This is a genomic window from Tritonibacter horizontis (assembly GCF_001518015.1).
GTDB classification, from domain to species: Bacteria; Pseudomonadota; Alphaproteobacteria; order Rhodobacterales; family Rhodobacteraceae; genus Epibacterium; species Epibacterium horizontis.
In genome coordinates this window covers 70,435-92,773 of the sequence record NZ_LPUY01000008.1, presented here as the reverse complement: position 1 = coordinate 92,773, position 22,339 = coordinate 70,435, and the positions used below count along the sequence as shown (strand labels likewise).

Below are 22,339 nucleotides of genomic sequence, written 5' to 3'. Positions count from 1 at the left end.
TCATTTACCCAAGCAGAAACTCGAAAAAATCTCATCCAGTAGGTTTTCTACGCCTATCCGGCCGATAAGCCCTTCGATCGACCGAATAGCGGATCTCATTTCTTCGGCCGCAATATCATAAAATTCCGGGCCATCTTTCAGGACGTGGATTGCGCGATCCAAACTCTGAGAACAGCGGTTTAGTGCGTTCCGATGTCGCGCACGAGTAGAAATTCCAGCATGGACGGACCGATTCTTCAACGTCTCAAAGACATGTTGAACCAAATAATCAATCCCCTCCCCCGTTTTCCCAGAAATTGCCCCATCCGGTGACTGACGCATATCTGCTTTTGGAAAAAGTCGAATGTCCCCGTCTACAAAACGAACATCTAGTACTTCATGCTCATTCGCCAAAAACACTCTTAGATCAGCTTGTTCCGCCCGATCCCGGGCACGCTGAATACCGATACCTTCAACATGATCATCAGTATCACGAAGACCGGCGGTATCAAGCAGGGTCACCGGAAGACCATGGAGATCCATTCGGACTTCAATAACGTCACGGGTCGTACCAGCATATTCAGACGTGATCGCAGCATCGCGCCCGGCAAGAGCATTCAGAAGTGTTGATTTTCCAACGTTGGGCGCTCCGATGATAGCGACTTCAAACCCGGATCGAATGCGTTCGGAAACAGAAAATCCTTCAATTTCCCTATTTAAATCAAACATAACTCCAGAAAGAAGCTTGTTCACTTCTGGGGTAACATCGACCGGTACGTCCTCATCCGCAAAATCAATCGTTACTTCGATAAGAGACGCCGCGCGAATGAGATCGGATCTCCAGCGATCGGCTATCTTTCGCAAGCCCCCTGACAGGATAACTTGAGCTTGCTTTCGCTGCATTTCTGTTTCTGCATCGATGAGATCGGCAAGTCCTTCGACCTGAGTAAGATCCAACTTTGCATTGTCCATCGCGCGGCGTGTGAATTCGCCAGGCTCCGCAAGTCTAACGTTGCTCAGCTTCTCCAGCTCATCGAGCATTGCGGCGACAACGGCGTTGCTGCCATGAACTTGGAACTCGACGACATCTTCCCCGGTAAAACTTTCTGGCCCGCGAAACGACAATACAAGCGCTTCGTCCAGAATCTCACCAGTATCACTTTTCAAAATTGAAAATGTCATACCACGATCAGGAAGTGTTTTACCTGACAGCGTTGACCCAACCTCAAGCGCGCTAGGGCCAGACACACGTATTACAGCAACACCGGCCTTACCCTGGGCACTGGCCAATGCAAAGATTGTATCCATGATTTGGCCTCTTGATCGCCCTGCCTGATCTAGGTGTTCATTGAGTCGAAGAATTCCGTATTTGTCTTTGTTTGCTTGAGCTTAGAGAGCAGGAACTCGATGGCGTCCGTTGTCCCCATCGGGTTCAGAATACGCCGCAGAACAAAGGTTTTTGCCAGATCCACCTTGTCGACCAGGAGCTCTTCCTTCCGGGTTCCAGACTTGAGGATGTCGATTGCGGGGAACACCCGTTTGTCGGCAATCTTGCGGTCCAGAACGATCTCGGAGTTGCCCGTACCTTTGAATTCTTCAAAGATAACTTCATCCATCCGACTGCCGGTGTCGATCAGAGCAGTCGCGATAATCGTCAGAGATCCGCCCTCTTCGATGTTCCGTGCCGCCCCAAAGAACCGTTTTGGACGTTGCAGCGCATTTGCATCAACACCACCTGTCAGCACTTTGCCGGAAGATGGCACAACAGTGTTGAAGGCTCGGCCAAGTCTTGTGATGGAGTCCAGAAGAATAACAACATCTCGTTTGTGTTCGACGAGCCGTTTCGCTTTTTCGATCACCATTTCAGAGACGGCCACGTGACGCGCAGCGGGTTCGTCGAAGGTAGAGGAGACAACCTCACCTTTGACCGAACGTTGCATGTCTGTCACCTCTTCGGGACGTTCGTCGATCAGCAAAACGATCAGATAGCATTCCGGGTGATTTTGCTCGATCGAATGCGCAATATTCTGCAACAGAACCGTTTTACCGGTCCGTGGTGGCGCAACGATCAGGGACCGCTGGCCCTTGCCTATCGGCGCAACCAGATCAATCACTCGCGAAGACCGATCCTTGGCAGAGTGATCTTCGATTTCCATGGTCATCCGCTCGTCAGGATAAAGCGGCGTCAGGTTATCAAACGCAATTTTGTGGCGTGCCTTTTCAGGCTCTTCAAAGTTGATTTTGGTGACCGTTGTCAGCGCAAAATAGCGTTCGTTTTCAAGCGGCGCCTTGATCTGACCCTCGACCGTATCGCCAGTGCGCAGCGACAACTGTCGGATCATGTCAGGAGAAACGTAGATATCATCCGGACCAGGCAGATAGTTGGCCTCTGGCGACCGCAGAAAGCCGAAACCGTCTTGAAGCACTTCCAAAACGCCATCGCCGGCGATTTCCCATCCCTCATCGGCGCGTTCGCGCAGGATCTGGAACATCATCTCGCCCTTGCGCATGGTCGAGGCATTCTCGATCTCCAGCTCCTCAGCCATGGCGAGGAGGTCCTTGGGGCTTTTGGCCTTGAGATCAGAAAGATTCAGAGATTGCTCGGTCATTCACAAACGGCCCTTGTTCCCTCTGCCAGCAGAGGACATCACGATAAAGATACGGAAATGGCGGGAATCCCGGACGGGTCCGCTGGGCCGTTAGTACTGGGTCTGCTGGTCTGTGTCAAATGACACGTCAGAACTTGAAAACGACCGATACAACGATGATGACCATCAGAAGGGTCGGGACCTCGTTCATCAACCGATATTGCCGCCCAGTGAGCTTGTTTTCACCCGTAGCGAAGGCTGCTTGACGTCGTATCAGCCAGTGGTGAAACCAGGTCATCGCAAGCACGGATGCGCCTTTGGTCCAGGGCCAGACGTAGGACCAATCAACGATCCCTGGTGTGAAGACCATGAACAGCCCTGCAGCCCATGCCACAATGCTGGCTGGTCGCATGATCAGTTTCAACAGCTTCTGTTCCATCGTCACGAAGATCGGCTGGATCTGTTCATATTTCTGAGCTTGCTCGACGTGATACACAAAAAGCCGTGGAAGATAGAACAGCCCTGCCATCCAGCTCAGCACTGCCATGATGTGAAGAGATTTCGCATAGGGGTAGAGGGTGAACATCAGATCTGTCAGGTCCATGATCGGGTTCCTTGTTCCGAACAGGACCCATGGGCCCCCCTTAAATATTAATTAGTTTTATAAGGATGATGTTTTTGTAGTGCACCCTGTTTTCGGTGGATTATCGAGTCATTCGCACTGCTACTCACAACGTGGACAGATTTTGCGCCACATTCCTGACACAGACCTGAATAAATGGTTAACACCCTGAAAAATATGGGTGTTAACCATATGTTTACCTTTCCACTCTTGTGGATAAGACCGGGACAAACCGGGATGAGCCGAGTTATCCACGCTCTGAAAGTTATCCCAATCCCCCATGGAGGAATCATGGAGAATTTTCATCAAAACCGGGGTTTAGTCCAAGCCTTGCGCTGAGCGGTGAAATGCATACAAAACGTCCCAGAACCATCAGACGCTTTCCCATAGGGTTTTCCACATGAGTACCCACATCGTTCTGGCCTCCGGATCTGCCATCCGTGCACAGTTGCTCCGTCAGGCAAATGTTAACGTAGAGGTAGAACGTGCCCGCGTCGATGAAGGCGCAATTAAGGCAGCATTGTTGTCGGAAGGCGCGTCACCGCGAGACATCGCTGATGCCTTGGCTGAGGCAAAGGCGCGCAAGGTTTCCGGGCGCCACCCAAACCGGCTTGTACTGGGATGCGATCAGGTGCTGGATTTCGAAGGCCGCCTGTTGTCGAAACCTGTGACACCGGAAACTGCGCTGGAACAGTTGAAGGACATGCGGGGGAAGCGCCACACGCTATTGTCCGCGGCAGTCATCTACCGGGATGGTATGCCGCTCTGGCGGCACGTCGGGCAGGTTCGGATGGCGATGCGGCAAAGTAGCGACAGCTACCTAGAGGATTATGTGGCACGCAATTGGGACAGCATTCGACATGCCGTCGGAGCCTATAAATTGGAAGAAGAGGGTGTCCGGCTGTTTACAACCATTGACGGCAGCTACTTTAATGTTTTGGGATTACCGATGTTGGAAATCATAAGTTACCTAGGTCTGCAGGGGATAATCGAACAATGACAGAGCAGAAAATCCCGCTCGCAGGTGTGATAGGCTGCCCGATTGCGCAGTCGCGCTCTCCTTTGGTGCACCGACACTGGCTCGATACACATGCGATAAAAGGGCACTATGTGCCGATGCATGTGGAAGCGGACGACCTTGAACAGATCATTCGAATGCTGCCAAAAATGGGGTTTGTGGGGGCGAATGTCACTGCTCCCCACAAGGAAGCAATCATGACGATTGCTGACAAGGTGACCGATCGCGCGAAACTTATGGGTGCGGCGAATACATTGATCTTCCGTGAAGACGGGACAGTGGTCGCTGACAATACGGATGGTTACGGATTCATCACCAACCTGCATCAGGGCGCGCCGGATTGGGACCCAAAATCCGGGCCAGCGACAGTATTTGGCGCAGGGGGGGCAAGCCGCGCCGTGGTCGCGTCGCTGATAGAAGCGGGCGTACCGGAAATCCGTCTTACAAATAGAACCCGCGCCCGCGCGGAGACCTTTGCCAGCATGTTCGGCAACAAGGTCAGGGTCGTCGATTGGGCACAAGCAGGCAATATCATCGAGGATGCAGCACTGGTTGTGAACACCACGTCTCTCGGAATGGTTGGCCAGCGCCGCTTGCGGGTACCGCTGGACGGGTTGCAATCCTCAACGGTTGTTGCCGATCTGGTCTATGCGCCGCTAAAGACCGAGCTTTTGCTAGCAGGCGAACAGGCGGGTTGTACGACCGTTGATGGGCTTGGAATGCTATTGCATCAGGCTGTGCCAGGGTTTGAACGTTGGTTCGGGCATCGGCCAGAAGTTGATGAGGCCTTGCGGGAAGCAGCGCTTAAATGAGGTTCTCGCTCGGCCTGACCGGTTCCATCGGTATGGGCAAATCCACTACCGCAAAAATCTTTGCAGAATTGGGTTGCAAGATCTGGGACGCGGATGCTGCCGTTCATCGGCTCTACAGTTTGGGTGGTGCGGCCGTCGGTCCGATAGGTGATGCCTTTCCAACTGCAATCAAAAACGGAGCGGTTGACAGAGGTATACTCAAAGATTTGATTTTGAATGATAAATCTGTACTGGATCAGATCGAATCCATTGTCCATCCGCTGGTTCAGGCCGACCGGCAGGCCTTTCGGTCGAGCATAAAAACAGGTATCCTGGTCTTCGACATTCCCCTGCTGTTTGAGACAGGCAGTGACACGGAAATGGACGCGGTTGCATGTGTCTATGTAGATCCGAAAACGCAACAAGGTCGCGTCTTGGCCCGTGGCACGATGAGCGCCAGCCAGTTTGATCAGATCCTCTCGAAGCAGCTTCCGATCGACGAAAAACTGAGAAAGAGCGACTACAAGATCGAAACCGATAGCCTGCCACATGCACGGGATCAGGTTTCAGCTGTCTTGGACGACATCAGACGGAGGATGGGTCATGCGTGAAATCGTACTCGATACGGAAACCACAGGTTTTGATCCGTTTTCAGGCGACAGAATTGTCGAGATCGGCGCGGTGGAGCTGTTCAACCACATGCCGACCGGCAAGACGTTTCACGAATATATAAATCCGGAACGCTCCATGCCGGCCGAGGCCTTTGGCGTTCACGGGATTGGGCCTGACCTGCTGGAGCCGCCACAACAACCGTCTCCGGGGGCTGTGACGCTGCGGGATAAACCGGTTTTCGCCAAAATCGGCCAGAAGTTTCTGGATTTCGTCGGCGATGCAAAACTTGTGATCCACAACGCCAGTTTTGACATGAAGTTCTTGAACGCGGAACTCGGCTGGCTGAACCTGCGTCAACTGCCGATGGATCAGGCCATCGACACCCTGGCGATTGCGCGCAAACGGTTCCCCGGTTCTCCTGCCTCGCTGGATGCGCTTTGCCGCCGGTTCAGCATCGACAATACCAACCGAACCCTGCACGGCGCATTGCTCGACTCGGAAATTCTCGCGGATGTGTATCTTGAGCTGATCGGCGGACGGCAACCGGATTTCGGATTGTCGACCCAATCATCCAACGGCCCGCGCGAGGTTGACAGTGATTGGCGTCCGCAGCCGAGACCTGTGCAATTGCCGACGAAATTGACCGCAGAGGAAAAAGCAGCGCATGACGCCTTTGTCGCCAAACTCGGCGAAGACGCGCTTTGGAACGCTGGTCAGAACTGAAAAAGCGCCGCTCCCAGAGGGGGCGACGCTCCTGAACACTGATGCGATGTGTCGCTTTAGTTCACTGTTTCGTCAGCGGGGGTCTGACGCCGCGCAAGCTCGTTGCGGTAGATGCCGACAAAGTCGATGTTGTCCAGGTTCAGCGGCGGGAAACCACCGTCACGGCTGATGTCGGACACGATCCGGCGCAGGAATGGGAACAGCATCCGCGGGCATTCGATCAACAAGAACGGGTGCAACTGATCCTCTGGCACGCCTGAGATGTTGAAAATACCAACGTATTCCAGTTCCAGCACGAACAGCGTCTCGCCACCGGCCTTGTTCTTTGACTCGATTGTCAGCTTGGTGATGACTTCGTACTGATTTTCGGTGCTGCGCTTTTTGGCATCCAGCGCAACTTGAACGTTGACGTCTGGCTGGACTTCGCCACCGACGCCTTTTTGGGCCATCACGTTCTCAAACGACAGGTCGCGGATGAACTGCCCGAGAATATTCATCTGCACCGGCGGCTGACCTGTACCCTCTGCGGTTGCGCCATTTTCGGCCATGGAACTCTCCTGAATTTTGCGTGTCGCAGCGTGCTTACCAGCTTGGGCGAGCTTCCTCAAAGTCTTATTTTTGGTCCTCCACCCAGCCGGATGGACCTTTGTGACGGGGGCGCGGGGTGACATCTTCGAATTCACCATCGATGACCCCGTTGCCCGGCTGCGGTCCCGTGTGTGTTGGTCGGTTTGCCGGTCCGGTCCCCATCTGAAAAGATGCCACCGTTACCTTGCTGCGCAGATAGGCAAAGGCCCGACTGCGAAACCCGGGGACGAGCAACACAAACCCCATGGCGTCGGTAAAAAATCCGGGTGTGAGAAGCAGCGCGCCTGCCAGCAAAATCATCGCGCCGTGGGCAAGAGGCTCCGTTGGATCCGACAATTGTTCAAACGAGCCGCGCAACTGCCCAAGGGCCAGACGGCCCTGAGTCTTGACCAGCCAGGTGCCCAAAATTGCCGTCAATATGACAATCCCGAGGGTCGGCCAGAGACCGATCACGCTGCCGACCTGAATGAACAGGCCGATTTCAATGATAGGTACCAGCAGAAAAGCCAGAAAAAGTGGCATGATAGGCGTCCTCTCCATAGGGCAGAACGGTGGACTTGGTCCCGCCTGTCACCTACATAAGAGCAGAACACGTTGGTTTCAAACCAACAGGTCCTGGTGGACAAGAGGTATGAATGGAGTCGCCCTTGATAGAGCTTTTGGTCCTGGCCGGCATCGCGGTTTTTCTGATCCTGCGCCTGAAGAGCGTTCTGGGTACACGTGAGGGCTTTGAAAAGCCGCCACTGTCCGGGTCCGAAGTCCGCGCGCCCCAGCGCAAATTCGAAGTAATCGACGGGAGCCCCGATGATGATATCGTGGCCTTTGTCGATGAGGGAAGCCCGCAAGCCCAAGCGTTTGCAGCAATGAAGCGCGCGGAACCGTCGTTTCACGTGGCGGAGTTCGTGCAGGGTGCCCGCGGTGCCTACGAGATGATCCTGATGGGGTTTGAAACCGGAGAGCTCGACGGTATTCAGCCGTTTATCTCTGACGAGATTTTTCAAAGCTTTGTCGATGCGGTTTCCAATCGCGAGGATCAGGGCCTGACCATCGAAGCGGAATTCATTGGCGTGCGTGAAACCTCAATCGCCGACGCCACTTTTGACGAGGCGACCGGGACGGCTGATATCACCGTACGGTTCGTTGGCGAGTTGACCTCCGCCGTTCGCAACCGCAGCGGCGAAATCGTCGAAGGTGATCCAAAGGCCGTGAAACGCCAGAAAGATACTTGGACCTTCTCTCGGCACATGGGTGGCGACGATCCGAACTGGCAGCTGGTGGCAACGGACGCATGACAGAGGCGCTTCGGCGGGGACTTGGCGCGGCTTTTCTGGCCGCGGCCCTTTGTTCCGGTGTCGGAGCGCAAACTGCGGACTCGGTTTCTCATCGTATTCTTGAATTCGGAGATCTTTCCGATTGGGACCTCGACAATCATGTCGAGGCGCTTCGTGTTTTTCGGAACACCTGCATGGATATGGATGCGGCGGACTGGCAATCCCTCTGTGCGATGGCTCAGAGTGCAGATGACAGCGGCGCCCGCAGTTTCTTCGAGCTGTTTTTCCGCCCTGTCATGATCGAGGATGGTCATGAGGGGCTGTTCACTGGCTACTTCGAGCCCGAATTGCAGGGATCTCTGGTCCCAACCAGTCGCTATCGTTATCCGGTCTATAGAATGCCACCTGAGGCCCGACAAAATTCGCCCTGGCTCACCCGACGGGATCTTCTCACCAGCGGCGTGATGGAGGGGCGGGGACTGGAGATCGCCTGGGTCGATGACCCGGTAGAGCTTTTTTTCCTGCAGATCCAAGGCTCTGGTCGGATCAAGCTTACCAACGGGTCAACCATAAGGCTCGGGTATGGCGGTGCGAATGGGCACCCTTATCGGTCGATCGGCCAGGAATTGGCGCGGCGTGGAATTTATAACCTGCACCAGGTGAGCGCACGGGTCATCAGCAACTGGGTGCGCAGAAATCCAAAGATCGGCAACGAGCTTTTGATGCACAATCCGTCTTATGTCTTTTTCCGGGAAGTGAACCGTGTTGCACCAAACAAAGGGCCGCTTGGTGCCATGAACCGGTCGATCACGCCGTTGCGCTCGGTCGCGGTAGATCCGGCCTATACCCCGCTTGGGGCGCCTGTCTGGCTGGAAAAGAATGGTGAAACCAAGATGCGTCGCCTGATGATCGCGCAAGACACCGGATCGGCGATCAAAGGGGCGCAACGGGCCGATATATTCTTCGGAGCAGGGGATGAGGCCGGACGCCAGGCCGGTCAACTCAAGGATCCTGGCCGGATGTTTGTGTTGATGCCGATCCAACGGGCCTATGCATTGTTGCCGGATGATATCTGATGAGCCGCCGCAAGCTGACATCAGACGAGATCGACCTTTGGAAAAAGGTCGTGGCTCATACCGAAAAGTTGCAGACGAGCCGAGCAGAAAAGGCGGGGAGCCATGCCGAACCGCCACTTCCGTCACCCAAACCAAAGCCTCATCGGACATCTGTCCCGCTGTCGGAGTTTAAGGTCGGCAGCAAGACCTGTGCGCCCGCACCACGCCACGATCTGAAGCCAAGTCTGGGACGAAAACTGGCCGCAAATCCGTTGCGGATGGATGAAAAAGCCTTTCGCCGGATGAAACGGGGCAAGCTGAAGCCGGAAGGAAAACTTGACCTGCACGGGATGCGGATGGATGCCGCACATGGCGCATTGGTCCGGTTCATTCTAAATGCCCAAGCCTCTGAAAAACGGTTGGTTCTGGTGATTACCGGAAAGGGTAAAGATCGCGATGAACCGGGACCGATGCCCGTGCCGCGCGGGGTTCTGCGGCATCAGGTACCACAATGGTTATCCCTGCCGCCGCTGGCGCAGGCCGTGCTGCAAATCACTGCGGCGCATATCAGCCATGGCGGGGACGGCGCCTATTATGTTTATTTGCGTCGCAACCGGTGAGTGGTCCGCCTGATGGGTCTCCTGTCCCACCCCGGTAGACGGGCGGGACAGGACCAGTTGTTCAAAGCACGTAGCGGCTGAGATCTGTCGATTTTGTCAGCTCTCTGAGGTTCTTGTTCACAAAGGCGGCGTCGACGACGATTTCGGTTCCGGGACAGTCCGGTGCTGTGAAAGACAATTCCTCGAACACCCGCTCCATGACGGTATAAAGACGACGGGCACCGATGTTCTCGACGCTGTGATTCACTTCGGCAGCAATCTGAGCGAGCCCGTGGATCCCATCGGTCGTGAACGTCACCTTGACCTTCTCAGTGCCCAACAGCGCCTCATACTGGCGGGTCAGGGCATTGTCGGTTTCGGTCAGGATGCGAACGAAGTCCTCTTCATTCAAGGCCCGCAGATTGACGCGGATTGGCAGTCGCCCTTGTAGTTCCGGCAACAGATCAGAGGGTTTCGCGATGTGAAAAGCGCCGGATGCGATAAACAGGATATGATCCGTTTTCACCGGCCCGTGTTTGGTGCTGACTGTCGTGCCTTCTATCAGAGGCAAGAGATCGCGTTGCACACCCTCGCGGCTGACATCACCGCCACGAACATCGGAGCGGACACAAACCTTGTCTATCTCGTCCAGGAAAACGATGCCGTTTTGCTCCACCGCTTCAAGCGCGGCTTTGTTGACGGTTTCATCGTCTAGCAGCTTGTCCGCTTCTTCGCTGACGAGAACGTCATAGCTTTCGGCAACTGTCAGTTTTTTCTTGGTGGTCCGGTTGCCCATGGCCTTTCCGAACAGATCACCGAGGTTCATCATTCCCATATTACCACCGGGCTGGCCGGGAATTTCGAACATGCCGCCCATCGGATTGGAAGAATCTGTCAGCTCAAGTTCGATCACGGTGTCGTCCAGCTCGCCGGATTTGAGCTTCTTGCGAAACATCTCCAGGGTGCTCTCGCGGGCGTCAGCCCCGGCGATGGCTTCCAGGACTCTGGCTTCTGCGGCTTTGAGCGCCCTTGCTTTGACCTCATCGCGCATGCGGTCGCGGGTCTGCACAATTGCCGTATCAACCAGATCACGAATGATCTGATCCACATCACGGCCCACATATCCAACTTCGGTGAACTTGGTGGCTTCGACCTTGATAAAGGGCGCGTTGGCGAGCTTTGCCAGGCGGCGGGAAATCTCGGTCTTGCCGACGCCGGTGGGGCCGATCATCAGAATGTTCTTTGGATGGACCTCATCGCGAAGATCATCGGGCAGTTGTTTGCGACGCCAGCGATTGCGCAGGGCGACCGCGACGGCACGTTTTGCGTCCTTCTGGCCAATAATGAATCTGTCGAGTTCGGAGACGATTTCCCGGGGGGTCAGATCAGTCATGTCTATCCCTTGTTCAGTGTGAGGGCGGAAGGCGGTGAAGCGGCAGCACGCCAGAGAGCAGTGAGAGCAGCGCCGCGCGGATTCTCGCCCAGAAAGCGCCCAGGAAAACCAGCGCAACACCAAGTGCCAGGATGCTGAAGCCGGTGCCTTCGCTGTCAAAAACAGTTGTGCTGAGCGCGACAATATACCCGATTGCGGTTATGAGAAATGACCGGCGATCAATGACGATGGCGACAAGCGCAAAAAGCCCAAGAACCACCGCAAGTATGAACCCCTGATCGTTGTCGAGCAGCGTCAGCGCCGTCGTGTTCACCAATGCGGGTGCTGCAACCACATGCAACCAAAACCCCTGTGCGGATCTGCGTGTGACGCGATGCGGATCGCTGAGATCAAAGATCATCGCAACGCCGAACACCAGCATCCCCACAAGCAGCGTGATCCAGGCAAACGGGCCATTGGCGCTCAGTAGAAACAGGTCGCCGATTTCCGTTGGTGCGCCGGATTGATCTGCTGCGAGTATCAAGGCAACGGCAAAAAGCCCCAGCGCAATCAGTGCCATCGCAAAAGGCACGCGAAACCGCCACCAGTAGATCAACAGGGCCAAAGTTGAGAGACTGAGTGCGAGCGGCAGCGACGAATAGTCTTCCTGTGCGATCATGAAGGGCTGCGCAAATTGCGCCACCAGCCCCATCGCCGCATTCGCGCCAAACAGCACAGACAGAGCTATCGCCGGGGCGATCATGCGGCGACGGCGAATGAAATATTCGGACAATCCCCAGAGGATTGCCGCACCGATGAGGGCTGCGGTCGTCATCTGGGTCTTGTAGTTCACGATTTCCGTCAGCATCGAGGCCGTCACCACCGCGATCCAACCCATGGTCAATATGCCAAGGCCAACGACGATAAATATCTCGTTGAACCCTTTGAACAGTTCAAAGGGCTCGTCTCCGGGCGCGAGATGTTCACGCGCGCCCCGTCTGCTGTCGGCCAAGGCTGTCAGGGACGCAGCTTGCGCTTCGGACACAAGCCCGGACCCGACTGCCGCACGGAGATCGTCTTTCGAGATCACTTGGAGATGCTTTCTACCGTCAGGTTGCCATTGGTATAGACGCAGATATCGGCCGCGATCGCCATTGCGGCGCGGGCGATCTGTTCTGCATTGCGGTCACTGTCGATCATGCCACGGGCCGCAGCGAGGGCAAAGTTGCCGCCCGAACCGATGGCGGCCACATCATGTTCCGGTTCCAACACGTCGCCGGCGCCGGTGATAACATAGAGATCCTTGCCGTCTGTCACGATCAGCATTGCCTCGAGTTTTTGCAAATACTTGTCCGTGCGCCAGTCTTTCGCCAGCTCCACACTGGCGCGCTGCAGCTGACCGGGCGTCGCCTCAAGCTTTGCTTCGAGCCGCTCCAACAGCGTGAACGCATCAGCGGTGGAACCGGCAAAACCCGCCACCACGTCGTAGCCGCCCGGCGAAAGCCGTCGCACCTTGCGCGCGCTGCCTTTTATCACGGTCTGACCAAGCGAAACCTGACCATCCCCCGCGATAACAACTTCATCGCCCTTACGTACGCCGATGATGGTTGTCCCATGCCAGCCAGGAAATTGTTCCTCTGCCATAAATGCCTCCGTTTCGTTGCTGCCTATATGGAAGCAACCACAGGTTGGCACAAGGGTTCCGGCGCCGACATGGTCCGGGCACTATGGTCAATTAAGCAAAGGAGCGGGTGCAAAGGTTTGAGAATTCGTTTCCAAACTGCACAAATGCTATGCGTGGCGCGCAATTCAGGGCTGATAAATGGGCAATTGTGAGACTCAGTTTGCGGCCTTAGATGAGCATCAACAACCGACATGGTGTCGGCTGGCTCTATCAAGGAACACGATCATGGCAAACGCAAGCACCGCTATTGCACCGGCCGGCTCCGTCGCAGTTCTGCGCGCAGTCGATTTCTTCTTCAACCTGCGCTCGACTCTGGTGGACTGGAACGAAGCGCGCAAAACGCGCAAAGCTCTCTCTGCTCTCACCGCGGCACAGCTCGAAGACATCGGTCTGACCCGCGCTGAAATCGAGGCGCTGTAGGTCTCAATGACATATCCAGCAAAGTAAGAGCCGTCCTGACGCAGGGCGGCTTTTCTTTTGTCCCGATCTGACCCCAGCCCGGTCGCGAACGACATGTGAGCCATGGAAAAAGCGCCCCGCAGTGGAGGCGCTTTCCAGTTATCAGGTCAAATTTCGGCGTCTTAGATGGAGTCGTCGATCCAGCTTTTCAGTGCCGCTTTTGGAGCGGCGCCTGCCCGGTTCGAGACCACTTGACCGTCCTTAAAGACAAAGAGCGCCGGAATACCGCGCACACCCATGGCGGCCGCGGAGTTCGGGTTACTGTCAACGTCGACTTTCGCCACTTTGATCTTGCCGCCGTATTCTGCTGCCAGCTCCTCAAGAGCGGGGCCGATCTGTTTACAGGGGCCGCACCATTCGGCCCAGAAATCCACCACTACGGGGACATCGGAATTCTTGACTTCAGCGTCGAAAGTCGCGTCTGTGACGGCTACGGTGGACATTGGAATGTCTCCTGAGTGTTTGGCAGTTGGACACGGAACGTAAGTAGGTGTGAAGGAGACGTCAAGGTTCCAGAAGCTGGAACCCGGCACGTTCACGCGCCTGTGTGATCAGGGTTTCGGGCAGCACCATCAAATCGGCCGTGCGTGTCCATAAAATAGCCAGCTCGATACGGCGATCCGGATAGAGGGCGCGCAGGGCCACGGCATAGGCCCCCATTTGCCGCAACAGTCCCTCCGGGCAATGCTCGGGCTTGGTCGGAACAATGGCGTTGGTTTTGAAATCCACCGCCAACACATGATCTTGTGATACAACCAGCCGATCAATCACCCCATGCAGGCGCTGGGACCCAAACGGGGCACTGACGGCGACCTCTGCCAAAGTATCTGGCGCAAAAACCTGTGCGCAGGATGGGGTTTTCAAGACTCGCCGGGCTTCGTTCAGAAGCTCAGGCCAGTCTGGATGGTGCACGAGGGCTTCAGCGACGGTGTCCCAATCCGATTCCGGCAGTGCAGGCAGGTGTTCCAATAGGGCATGAAGCGCCGTGCCGCGCGCTTTGGCTGCGGTTTCGTCCAGACCACCATCACCAGGCAAGGCCTTGGCGCCACCCAGATCCTCCGACGGTCGCAGCGTGGCAGGCGTTGGGACGAACGCGGGGGCAGGGCGCTGAAACATGGTGGGCAGAGTGATCGGGTCCGCCTCGGTCACATCCGAAGGGACGAAGGGCAGGCCTGTCCAGTCGCCATGTGCAAGCCGGAGCCCTTCGCCGCCTGGCGCATTCACGGGCACGGCGGCCATTTTGCGCATGGCCGCCTCTACCCGTTGATACCAACTGTCACCCGCCTTATCGAGATCCCCCGCGCCGGCCACGATCAGCCATTTTTCCGCTCGCGTTAGCGCAACATAGAGCAATCTCAGCCGTTCGTTGGCTTGTTTTTCTTGCAGCCTGTCCTTGGCAGTGACCATTGCCGGGGGCATCTGTTCGCCGGCGACACGCCAAACGGGGGTACCATTGACCTCCATCACTTCGGGGGCCGGGGAGGGGCGCCGTTTGGTGGTGTCTGGCAAGATGACAATCGGCGCTTCCAACCCTTTGGAGCCATGTACCGACATCACGCGGATCATCGCGCTTGCCGCGCCCATTTGACGTTTGATTTCCAGATCATCGGTCTGCATCCAGACCAGAAAGCCGGTGAGGCTGGGCACCTCTGTCCGCTCATAGGCCAGAGCTTGCGACAGCAGCGCGTTGATGCCGTCCTCGGCTTCGGTCCCAAGGCGACCAAGCAATTTCGCTCGCCCTTGATGCCGGGTCAGGATCCGTTCGATCAGATCATAAGGGCGCAGAAAATCGGCCTGGCTGCGCAGATCGTTTAAAATGGCCATGGTCTCGGGGAACTCTGTGTCCCGTTTGCGCAGCGCCGACCAAAGATGCTTTTCTTCACGCCGATGCGCGAGGTCAAACAGCATTTGCTCGCTCCAGCCGAACACGGGGGACTTTAGCGCCTCGGCCAGAGAAAGAGAATCTTCGGGCAAGGCAAGAAACCGCAGCAGCGCGGCAATATCCTTTACCGCCAGCTCTGCCCCGACCTTCAGGCGGTCGGCCCCGGCAATCGGCAGACCGACGGCTTTGCAGGCGCGGATGATCTCGGAAAAGAGGTCGGACCGGCGCTGCACCAAGATTAAAAAATCACCAGCATGGACCGGTCGGCATTGAAAACTGCCCCGCTCTGGTCCGTCTTCGGGAATAGTGACGCCGGTCTCGATCATTTGCTTGATCTCGCCGGCGATACGCTCCGCAAGTATGACCGCGTGGTGCCGGGGACTGGGACGGTCAACTGGGTCGGTCCAGTCGCGCTCGTCCTCGTCCTCGGTCTTTTCGACAACTGGCCACAGGTCCACCCGACCGGGCAGATCGGATTTGAAGGCCTGGTGCTTTGCCTCCTGGGCAAAACCGGCGCGATCTTCACCATCGAAAACCACATCGACCAGCCCCAGGATTGCAGCAGAAGAGCGGAATGAAAACGCAAGATTGGCCGTTTGCAGCCCGTCACCGGTTTCCTGCAGGCGCTGTTGGAACTCGGCCTGCATTTCATCAAATGCGTCGGGGTCAGCGCCCTGAAAGGAATAGATTGACTGTTTCTTGTCGCCGACGACAAAAATGGTACGCTCTATTTCCTGGCGTGCGCCCAAACCGGAGGTAAACTCCTGTGCCAGCTTTTCGACCACGTCCCATTGCACCGGGCTGGTATCTTGCGCCTCATCGACCAGAATATGGTCGATGCCGCCATCCAGCCGATAGAGCACCCAATTGGCAACATCGGGATCGTTCAGCAGGTTGCGCGCCTTGACGATCAGATCATCAAAATCGAGCCAGCCCCGGGCCTGCTTTCGCCGTTCATACTCCGGCAGGAAGACGCGGGCGAAATCATGCAGTGCGCGGGATTTTCCGATCGCCTCCAGCGCCAGCCAGCGCGGCCGGGCGAGTTCTACCCGTGCCATAAACGGCTCCAGCTGGTCCATCAGCTCAGGATGGTCGGCTTGCAGCTTTTTCGTTGGGAAGCGACCGATCTTGGCTTGACCGGCCTTCTCGCCTGTTGCGTAAAGAAACACGCGTTCCAGCTGCGCCAGATTCTCAATTGAAATCTCGCCAAGGAGAGCGAGCCGTTCGGCGTCCTTGTTGTCCTGTTTGCCGCCAGTTTGCAGCATTGCGATGGTGCGGTTCAGGATATCGCGTTCATTGCCGAGGAAAACATCAGCTTTCAGGGCGTCCAGATCGTACCCCTCGGGCAGATCGAACACCGCAGCCAGACCGTCGTGATCAAGGTCGGGATTGAAATCTGCCTGTCGGCGGCAAATATCAGCGGTGAGGTCGTCAAAATCCAGACCGCCGATGTAGTAGGATGCGGCCTCTACCACAGAGGCCTGCGCGCTTTGGGCCATATGGTCCACGACTTCGGCGCGCAGCATTGTTGCGGCGCGATCTTCCATTTCAGAGAATTGCGGGCTGACACCGGCCTCAAGCGGGAAACGTCGCAGCAGCGAGGCGCAGAAGGAGTGGATGGTCTGGATTTTCAGACCTCCGGGCGTTTCGATCGCGCGGGCAAAAAGCGTGCGGGCCTGTGACAAGCCATCTGTGGTGGCGGTCTTCTCTTCGCCCAGATCAACCAAAGCGGCGCTGAGCGATTGATCCGACAACATTGCCCATTCGCCGAGCCGCTGGAACAACCGGTTTTGCATCTCGCTTGCTGCGGCTTTTGTGTAGGTCAGGCAAAGAATATGCTGTGGTTCGACCCCACGCAGCAACAAGCGGGCCACACGGTCCGTCAGGACCTTGGTTTTGCCAGAGCCGGCATTTGCGGCAAGCCAGGTCGAAGCGTCGGGTCGGGCAGCGCGAAACTGCGCTTCGGAGGCGGCATTGCGGTTCATGTCAGGTCCTCTGGCCGAGGCTCGGCACTGCGGTCCCATTCACCAAAGCGCGCCAGATGGTCGTAGTCGCCTGCAATGTCATCACGGTGGACCATGCGTCGGCTGCTGTAGCCCTGTTCGTAGTCAAAGTAGGCCTCAATCAAGGCATGCAACTCTGCCCAGACCTTTGTTGGCGGCTCATCATGCAAGGGTGCGGCGACTTCTTTCATCGGGGGCTTCAGACCAATATAGAGCGCGCGTTCCACCTGCGCGGCACCATAAACCGCAAAAGCGCCGTGTTCCGCCATCGCGGCTTCAATCAGCAGCTGCTTTTCAAAGGCTTTCTGCTGGTTTTCTGACGGGGGATCTCCGGTCTTGTAATCGTAAATGTAAAGCCCGCCGCGTTCATCCACGTCAATCCGATCCGCCTTGGCACTGATCTCGAAATCGAGGGGAGACAGACGAACCGAGCCGGAGGTTTCGAACCCGGAGGGCCGCGCCCGTGTCAGCCGAATGCGTTCACCGGAGACAAAATCCTCCGCCACCTTGCGTAGCCGTGTCAGCCAAAGCAGCCGGGCAACGGGCCAGGGCACCTCTTGTTCGAGTATGGTTTTTGCATGGTCCAGAAAGCTCTGCGCCGAAAGCGTTTCCGGATCCTGTTGAGCAGCCTTGATAAAATCTTCGAGCACTTTGTGGATAACCGTGCCGCGCAACAATGCATCCGGTTCCTGAAGCAACGCATCCAGCCGGCGCAAGCGGAGGATATGTTTGGCGTAGATTGCATAAGGGTCCCGGATCAGGCGTGGAATTTCGGTCACCGTCAACCGGCGAGGGCGTGCGATCAACGGTGGCCTGGGTGAGGGGCGGGGGCTTGCGGGCGAGGGCACTGGCGTGTCCAGCACACTTGCCCAGTTTAGCCAGACCTCTCCCCTTCGCCGCATTTCAGCCAGTGCCGTGACTCCGCCTTGATCGGGCAGGCCACCGAGGAGGTTCACTGTCCGGTTCAGCCAGCGAGACGGCACGGTATCTGCCTCGTCAGATCGCTTGGCGCGGGTGAGCCACACCTCTGGCGCAGCCACCGCTTGTTGAAAATCATGCGCCGACAGGCCGATCCGACGTTCGGGCAACAGCAGACCCGCGTCGTGTCGCAGCTTTCTATTCAGCCAGGGATCTGGGTTCGCGGCCTCCGGCCAGCTGCCTTCGTTCAGCCCGCCAAGGATGACCAGATCTGCGCCCTGCACGCGCGCTTCCAGGGTGCCCCAGATCATGATTGACCCATAGGGCGCGTCGCGATCCCGGACCTCACTCTGGCCGAGCAGCGCGCCAAGAAGATCAGCAAAATCCCTTGCATTCATTTCGCCGCCATGGGGCGCCTCGGCTTCCAGATCGTCCAGTACGGCGCGCGCGGCGATCCCGGCGTTCTTTTCCCACAACTCTCCCGACCCAGAGGTTTGCGACCCCGCAGCGAGCGTTTCTGCGGTGTGGCGTAGGGTTGCAACCCACGCAGAGAGCGGCCTTACCCCGAATTGGTTCTGATTGCTGAGGTTGTCTGCCAACCAATCGGCCCAACCTGTCAGAAGATCGCGCCCCAGGCCGAAATTCCGAAGCGCGTCACCATCGGGAAAAGGCGGTCCATAGCGACGCATATGCAGCTCAAGATCGCGGGCGTGTCGCAGATGCGGTCCGCGCGATGCACCGGAATGGGTCAGCGGGTGCTTGAGAATCGTCAGCACCATATCCGCCTGCAAAGGGCGACAGTAGAGATCTGCAACATGTCGCAGGAACCGGCCCGGAGGCGACAGTTGCAGCGGCAACCCCGCAGAATCGTCGGGAAGAATGTTCCACCGATCAAGTGCCGCCGATACCTGACGCGTCAGCATTCGATCCGGGGTGATCAAGGCCGCCGTTTGCCCGTCTTCGGCGGCTTGACGCAGGCGCAGCGCGATGGCCAGGGCCTCGCTGCGGGGGGTATCGGCCTCAACAAGTGTCAACGCTTCGGTGGCCTTGTCCAATTCACGCAACGAAGGACCTTCGCTCATCCAGGCATCGGTCACGGGTGCAGGGCGCAAAGCGAGTGATATCAGCCGGTTACGTGCCGGTGCATTCGGCGGAGTGTCGGTCCACCGGTGTATGTCCTGCGGCTCAAGGTCAAGATCGCGCATCAGTTTGCAAAAGCGGAACTGGGGGTGATCTTCGGCCACCAAGGCATCCGACAGACTGTCCCAGACAGCGTCCGGCTGATCAAAGTCGTAGCCCGGCAAGATAACGGCCCCTTGGGGCAGCCGTGCGATGGCTTCCATCAGCAACAGCGTCGTCCCGCGGGATCCGGTGGAGCCTGCAAGAAGGACCGGATGTTGGGGTGGTGAATGCGACCACTCATCGATCAGGTTCAGAACCATCTGCCGCTGCCGGGCGTTCACATCCAAAGCGCCGTCGTGAAGATCGACAAATTCGTCAGCGATGCCGATAAAAGACTGTGCCCGCGCCCAATGCCCGGACATATCAGAGACATCCAAAGCCCGAATTTTATCAGTCGTCACACCCTCGCTCTGCATTTCGTCAATCAATGCGGCAAGGCTATCCGACAGATCGTATAGCGACGCGCGGGCAGCGAGATCGGGCTGTGCATCCAGTAGTTTCGCGATCAGCTGGGACAGTTCCAGACGGCGTCGCAGCGGGGGCAGGGCAGGCGGTAGCCCCCGGAGATCGGCATGCCTGCTCAGTCCCGAGAGCAGTGAGACCCGGGGCAAAAGTGCGGCGGGCCCGCTGTCAAAAAGCTGTCTGACACGGCGCTGCATCCGTTCGGTATTGAGGATCAGTTCCACCCGCGCGAGCGCTTCCGGTGGCTGCCCGGCAAAGCGTTGCAACAGGCCGGTTACCAGCGCTTTTGGAAAGTCAACGCCGCATGGGACAGCAAAAATACGCGGCTTTCCGCCTTGCGAGTCAAACATCGACGTTCCCCAACATATGTTCCGCTCGCACGATCCCGTCGGGTCGCCCGACGTCGCACCAGGTGCCAGGATACTCCGCCGCCGCCGCGCGGCCTTCGTTGATCAGAAGATCCCAGAGAGTGTTCAGGGAAAAAACCGGCTCCGAGATGCGATCCAGCAGCGCGGGTTTTACAATCTGTGCGCCGGTATAAACAAGATCGCCCCCACGTGAGATCCGCGCCTGTATATCGGCGGAAAAATCGCCACCTCCGATACGACCAATCGCGCGGGATGTCGGCACGCAAAGCAGCAGCGCGTCCATGTCGTGAGCGTTCCAGCACGACAGCAGTGTTGTCAGCGGGTTGGGGCCCTTCCATGCGACGTCGGGATTCAATGTGAAAACACAGTCGCTGTCCAGAAGCGGACGGGCGTTTTTCAGTCCACCGCCGGTATCAAGAATCTGATCGGCCTCATGACTGACCAATACGCCATGAGATTTCAGGTGTTCGTGCAGAACCTCGGCCTTGTAGTGTGTATTGACCACGATGCGCCGGGGCTTCACCGATTGGGCGAGGTCGAGCGCGTGATCTATCAACGGTCTGCCGGCCACAGAAATCAATGGTTTTGGACGATCTGCCGTCAGGGCACCCATTCGGGTGCCGAACCCTGCGGCAAAAATCATGACGGCATCTGGTTGCGTCATTTGCGTAGCCTTTCCAGAGCGACAGCCGTTGGTGCCGGGAGGATCTGAAGCAGATCCTTTGCAACCGGAGAAAGCGCCGGATGAGACAGTCCGCGTTCGACATGGGCCCAGACGCGCGGGATCAAATCAATGTACTGAGATTTTCCGAAATCTCGCGAAAGGCGCGCAAAAACTCCGAGGATACGGAGGTTGCGCTGAACGCCGATCACCGCATAGGCCTTGTGGAACCTGTCGGCATCAACGCCAGTCGCGGCGATGTAGTGCGCGATGACGTCAGCTTCGATCGTAGTGGGCACATCCCGACGTGCGTCCTGCAGGAGCGAGACCAGATCATAGGCCCTGTGGCCGACCTTGGCGTCCTGAAAGTCAATCACCCCGACCCGAGCAACCCCCTGCCGCATTGGCAGCCAGAGCAGGTTTTCAGCATGGAAATCACGATGGACAAAGACCATGTCGCCCGACAGACAGTCGGTCAGCAGATCAGTGAACCGGGATGTGAACTGGCTGAAGTGATCATCCGCTGGGTCGCCAGAGATCGCATTTCGGTATTCGCTGAACACCAGAGACGTCATTTCAGACAATATTTCCGGGGTTAGAACCGGCAGGTCAGGCGGTCGGCGACGATGAAGATGGATCAGCAAATCCGTCGCAGCCGCGTAGAGCGTTTGTTCCAGCTGTGGATCCGTTTCCATGACCCGGGCAAAGACTGCATCGCCGAGGTCTTCAATCAGCAGCAGACCGCGTTCCGGGTCCTGCGCGATGTGTCCGGGCGCAGAAACCCCGATGTCGAGAAGGTAATTGGCCAGACTGACAAAGGGACCGATGTCACCACCTGTGTCAGGGGGCCAATCCATCAGGATGCGGGTTTCGCCCGCGCTCGAGGTCAAACGATGATATCTGCGCACAGAGGCATCGCCGGCCAGCGGTTGTGACTCCCAGGTCCGCAACCCATTTGCGTCGAGAAAATGTGCGATCTCCGCCGCTCGGGAGGTCATGATCGCAGTCCCTCAAGCTTTTGATCCCAGGTTTCGGACGTCCAGAACACTTCGACCCGCCTGGCATCGTCTCGGTCCGAAACCAGGGAAAATCGGACGTTCAACGCTGTGTCTGGTCGTAGCTCTTCCAGCCGATCAGGCCACTCGACCAGGCAGATCGCCTCTTCAAAAGCGGCAAGGAGTCCCAGCTCTTCGATTTCATCTACATGAGACAGGCGGTACAGATCCGCATGCCAAAGTTCGCCGACCGCGACATCGTAGATCTGCACGATCGTAAATGTTGGCGAGGGAACATCCTCTGGCGCCAACAGAAGCGATTGGATCAGGCTGCGCGCAAAATGGGTCTTGCCGGCACCAATTGGACCCTCAAGCAAGAGAACATCGCCCGGACTGAGGGTCCGAGCGATGTTCTGGGCCAGAATTGTCGTCGCGTCGCCGTTATCCAGAGTGAAAGTGGCAAGGCGCTGAGGGTCGTGGTGTGTCATGGCGCCACAATGGCCCCGA

General features: G+C 57.1%; 22 protein-coding genes. 8 read left to right on the top strand and 14 right to left on the bottom strand.

The features are described 5' to 3' along the window. The 3 genes from mnmE to TRIHO_RS00745 form a co-directional block, all read right to left on the bottom strand. The gene (gene mnmE / locus TRIHO_RS00755; protein ID WP_068239297.1) at positions 1–1,287 is read right to left on the bottom strand and encodes a tRNA uridine-5-carboxymethylaminomethyl(34) synthesis GTPase MnmE; all 1,287 of its coding nucleotides are present in this window, start codon (positions 1,285–1,287) and stop codon (positions 1–3) included. Positions 1,288–1,316: 29 nt separating this feature from the next. After that, a complete protein-coding gene (gene rho / locus TRIHO_RS00750) occupies positions 1,317–2,588 on the bottom strand; it encodes a transcription termination factor Rho (RefSeq protein WP_068239295.1) in 1,272 nt (423 codons plus the stop codon). A gap of 127 nt (positions 2,589–2,715) precedes the next feature. Further along, positions 2,716–3,171, bottom strand: coding sequence for a CopD family protein (locus tag TRIHO_RS00745; RefSeq protein WP_068239293.1), 456 nt, complete (start codon positions 3,169–3,171; stop codon positions 2,716–2,718). 418 nt (positions 3,172–3,589) lie between these two features. Between TRIHO_RS00745 and TRIHO_RS00740 the strand changes: the two genes are divergently transcribed. From TRIHO_RS00740 to dnaQ, 4 genes are read left to right on the top strand one after another with little or no spacing between them, the layout of a single operon-like run. Then, the gene (locus TRIHO_RS00740; protein ID WP_068239290.1) at positions 3,590–4,189 is read left to right on the top strand and encodes a Maf family protein; all 600 of its coding nucleotides are present in this window, start codon (positions 3,590–3,592) and stop codon (positions 4,187–4,189) included. Beyond that, positions 4,186–5,019, top strand: coding sequence for a shikimate dehydrogenase (locus TRIHO_RS00735; RefSeq protein ID WP_068239289.1), 834 nt, complete (start codon positions 4,186–4,188; stop codon positions 5,017–5,019). Before TRIHO_RS00740 ends, TRIHO_RS00735 begins: the two co-directional genes overlap by 4 nt. Next, a complete protein-coding gene (gene coaE / locus TRIHO_RS00730; RefSeq protein WP_068239288.1) occupies positions 5,016–5,609 on the top strand; it encodes a dephospho-CoA kinase in 594 nt (197 codons plus the stop codon). Before TRIHO_RS00735 ends, coaE begins: the two co-directional genes overlap by 4 nt. Beyond that, positions 5,602–6,333 (top strand): DNA polymerase III subunit epsilon, encoded by a 732-nt coding sequence (gene dnaQ, locus TRIHO_RS00725; RefSeq protein ID WP_068239286.1) that lies wholly within the window; start codon positions 5,602–5,604, stop codon positions 6,331–6,333. Before coaE ends, dnaQ begins: the two co-directional genes overlap by 8 nt. A 56-nt stretch (positions 6,334–6,389) precedes the next feature. Here dnaQ and secB read toward each other — a convergent pair whose 3' ends face one another. Together secB and TRIHO_RS00715 are read right to left on the bottom strand one after the other, a co-directional pair. After that, entirely contained in the window at positions 6,390–6,881 is a 492-nt protein-coding gene (gene secB / locus TRIHO_RS00720; protein WP_068239282.1) for a protein-export chaperone SecB, read from the bottom strand. Between the two features lie 64 nt (positions 6,882–6,945). Then, positions 6,946–7,443: an FxsA family protein gene (locus TRIHO_RS00715; protein WP_068239279.1), complete on the bottom strand. Its 498-nt coding sequence runs from the start codon at positions 7,441–7,443 to the stop codon at positions 6,946–6,948. A gap of 113 nt (positions 7,444–7,556) precedes the next feature. Here TRIHO_RS00715 and TRIHO_RS00710 point away from each other — a divergent pair, with 113 nt between their 5' ends. Genes TRIHO_RS00710 through TRIHO_RS00700 form a run of 3 tightly spaced genes read left to right on the top strand, consistent with a single transcriptional unit; the run spans position 7,557 to position 9,867 of the window. Next, positions 7,557–8,213, top strand: a complete 657-nt coding sequence (locus tag TRIHO_RS00710; RefSeq protein ID WP_068239276.1) for a Tim44/TimA family putative adaptor protein — start codon at positions 7,557–7,559, stop codon at positions 8,211–8,213. Next, positions 8,210–9,268, top strand: a complete 1,059-nt coding sequence (gene mltA, locus TRIHO_RS00705) for a murein transglycosylase A (protein ID WP_068239274.1) — start codon at positions 8,210–8,212, stop codon at positions 9,266–9,268. The genes TRIHO_RS00710 and mltA overlap by 4 nt, the downstream gene beginning before the upstream one ends. Continuing rightward, entirely contained in the window at positions 9,268–9,867 is a 600-nt protein-coding gene (locus tag TRIHO_RS00700) for a Smr/MutS family protein (protein WP_068239272.1), read from the top strand. Before mltA ends, TRIHO_RS00700 begins: the two co-directional genes overlap by 1 nt. 61 nt (positions 9,868–9,928) lie before the next feature. Here TRIHO_RS00700 and hslU read toward each other — a convergent pair whose 3' ends face one another. Genes hslU through hslV form a run of 3 tightly spaced genes read right to left on the bottom strand, consistent with a single transcriptional unit; the run spans position 9,929 to position 12,862 of the window. Further along, positions 9,929–11,239, bottom strand: coding sequence for an ATP-dependent protease ATPase subunit HslU (gene hslU, locus TRIHO_RS00695; RefSeq protein WP_068239270.1), 1,311 nt, complete (start codon positions 11,237–11,239; stop codon positions 9,929–9,931). Between the two features lie 13 nt (positions 11,240–11,252). Beyond that, positions 11,253–12,308 (bottom strand): hypothetical protein, encoded by a 1,056-nt coding sequence (locus TRIHO_RS00690; protein ID WP_068239267.1) that lies wholly within the window; start codon positions 12,306–12,308, stop codon positions 11,253–11,255. Next, positions 12,305–12,862: an ATP-dependent protease subunit HslV gene (hslV, locus tag TRIHO_RS00685; RefSeq protein WP_068239264.1), complete on the bottom strand. Its 558-nt coding sequence runs from the start codon at positions 12,860–12,862 to the stop codon at positions 12,305–12,307. Before hslV ends, TRIHO_RS00690 begins: the two co-directional genes overlap by 4 nt. Positions 12,863–13,127: 265 nt before the next feature. On the opposite strand from hslV, the gene TRIHO_RS00680 reads away from it, so the two are divergent. After that, positions 13,128–13,322, top strand: a complete 195-nt coding sequence (locus tag TRIHO_RS00680) for a DUF1127 domain-containing protein (protein ID WP_068239263.1) — start codon at positions 13,128–13,130, stop codon at positions 13,320–13,322. A 161-nt stretch (positions 13,323–13,483) separates the two neighbouring features. Here TRIHO_RS00680 and trxA read toward each other — a convergent pair whose 3' ends face one another. The 6 genes from trxA to tsaE form a co-directional block, all read right to left on the bottom strand. Continuing rightward, positions 13,484–13,804, bottom strand: a complete 321-nt coding sequence (gene trxA / locus TRIHO_RS00675) for a thioredoxin (protein ID WP_068239262.1) — start codon at positions 13,802–13,804, stop codon at positions 13,484–13,486. A 61-nt stretch (positions 13,805–13,865) separates the two neighbouring features. After that, complete coding sequence (gene addA / locus TRIHO_RS00670) at positions 13,866–17,228, bottom strand: double-strand break repair helicase AddA (protein WP_068239260.1); 3,363 nt, start codon at positions 17,226–17,228, stop codon at positions 13,866–13,868. Beyond that, positions 17,225–20,158 (bottom strand): double-strand break repair protein AddB, encoded by a 2,934-nt coding sequence (addB, locus tag TRIHO_RS00665; RefSeq protein ID WP_068239257.1) that lies wholly within the window; start codon positions 20,156–20,158, stop codon positions 17,225–17,227. The genes addA and addB overlap by 4 nt, the downstream gene beginning before the upstream one ends. Further along, complete coding sequence (locus tag TRIHO_RS00660; protein ID WP_068239892.1) at positions 20,151–20,819, bottom strand: nucleotidyltransferase family protein; 669 nt, start codon at positions 20,817–20,819, stop codon at positions 20,151–20,153. The genes addB and TRIHO_RS00660 overlap by 8 nt, the downstream gene beginning before the upstream one ends. A 17-nt stretch (positions 20,820–20,836) precedes the next feature. Next, on the bottom strand, positions 20,837–21,835 hold the full coding sequence (locus TRIHO_RS00655; RefSeq protein WP_068239254.1) for an aminoglycoside phosphotransferase family protein: 999 nt from the start codon (positions 21,833–21,835) through the stop codon (positions 20,837–20,839). Next, complete coding sequence (gene tsaE / locus TRIHO_RS00650; protein WP_068239251.1) at positions 21,832–22,320, bottom strand: tRNA (adenosine(37)-N6)-threonylcarbamoyltransferase complex ATPase subunit type 1 TsaE; 489 nt, start codon at positions 22,318–22,320, stop codon at positions 21,832–21,834. The genes TRIHO_RS00655 and tsaE overlap by 4 nt, the downstream gene beginning before the upstream one ends. Between the last annotated feature and the right edge of the window lie 19 nt (positions 22,321–22,339).

Coding starts and splice junctions, on each gene's coding strand:
- TRIHO_RS00740 (WP_068239290.1), top strand. CDS start 3,590: ATGAGTACCCACATCGTTCTGGCCTCCGGATCTGCCATCCGTGCACAG.
- mnmE (WP_068239297.1), bottom strand. CDS start 1,287: ATGGATACAATCTTTGCATTGGCCAGTGCCCAGGGTAAGGCCGGTGTT.
- TRIHO_RS00745 (WP_068239293.1), bottom strand. CDS start 3,171: ATGGACCTGACAGATCTGATGTTCACCCTCTACCCCTATGCGAAATCT.
- TRIHO_RS00660 (WP_068239892.1), bottom strand. CDS start 20,819: ATGATTTTTGCCGCAGGGTTCGGCACCCGAATGGGTGCCCTGACGGCA.
- hslV (WP_068239264.1), bottom strand. CDS start 12,862: ATGGCAGAGGAACAATTTCCTGGCTGGCATGGGACAACCATCATCGGC.
- coaE (WP_068239288.1), top strand. CDS start 5,016: ATGAGGTTCTCGCTCGGCCTGACCGGTTCCATCGGTATGGGCAAATCC.
- mltA (WP_068239274.1), top strand. CDS start 8,210: ATGACAGAGGCGCTTCGGCGGGGACTTGGCGCGGCTTTTCTGGCCGCG.
- hslU (WP_068239270.1), bottom strand. CDS start 11,239: ATGACTGATCTGACCCCCCGGGAAATCGTCTCCGAACTCGACAGATTC.
- TRIHO_RS00735 (WP_068239289.1), top strand. CDS start 4,186: ATGACAGAGCAGAAAATCCCGCTCGCAGGTGTGATAGGCTGCCCGATT.
- addA (WP_068239260.1), bottom strand. CDS start 17,228: ATGAACCGCAATGCCGCCTCCGAAGCGCAGTTTCGCGCTGCCCGACCC.
- secB (WP_068239282.1), bottom strand. CDS start 6,881: ATGGCCGAAAATGGCGCAACCGCAGAGGGTACAGGTCAGCCGCCGGTG.
- tsaE (WP_068239251.1), bottom strand. CDS start 22,320: ATGACACACCACGACCCTCAGCGCCTTGCCACTTTCACTCTGGATAAC.
- TRIHO_RS00680 (WP_068239263.1), top strand. CDS start 13,128: ATGGCAAACGCAAGCACCGCTATTGCACCGGCCGGCTCCGTCGCAGTT.
- dnaQ (WP_068239286.1), top strand. CDS start 5,602: ATGCGTGAAATCGTACTCGATACGGAAACCACAGGTTTTGATCCGTTT.
- trxA (WP_068239262.1), bottom strand. CDS start 13,804: ATGTCCACCGTAGCCGTCACAGACGCGACTTTCGACGCTGAAGTCAAG.
- TRIHO_RS00710 (WP_068239276.1), top strand. CDS start 7,557: ATGGAGTCGCCCTTGATAGAGCTTTTGGTCCTGGCCGGCATCGCGGTT.
- rho (WP_068239295.1), bottom strand. CDS start 2,588: ATGACCGAGCAATCTCTGAATCTTTCTGATCTCAAGGCCAAAAGCCCC.
- TRIHO_RS00700 (WP_068239272.1), top strand. CDS start 9,268: ATGAGCCGCCGCAAGCTGACATCAGACGAGATCGACCTTTGGAAAAAG.
- addB (WP_068239257.1), bottom strand. CDS start 20,158: ATGTTTGACTCGCAAGGCGGAAAGCCGCGTATTTTTGCTGTCCCATGC.
- TRIHO_RS00715 (WP_068239279.1), bottom strand. CDS start 7,443: ATGCCACTTTTTCTGGCTTTTCTGCTGGTACCTATCATTGAAATCGGC.
- TRIHO_RS00655 (WP_068239254.1), bottom strand. CDS start 21,835: ATGACCTCCCGAGCGGCGGAGATCGCACATTTTCTCGACGCAAATGGG.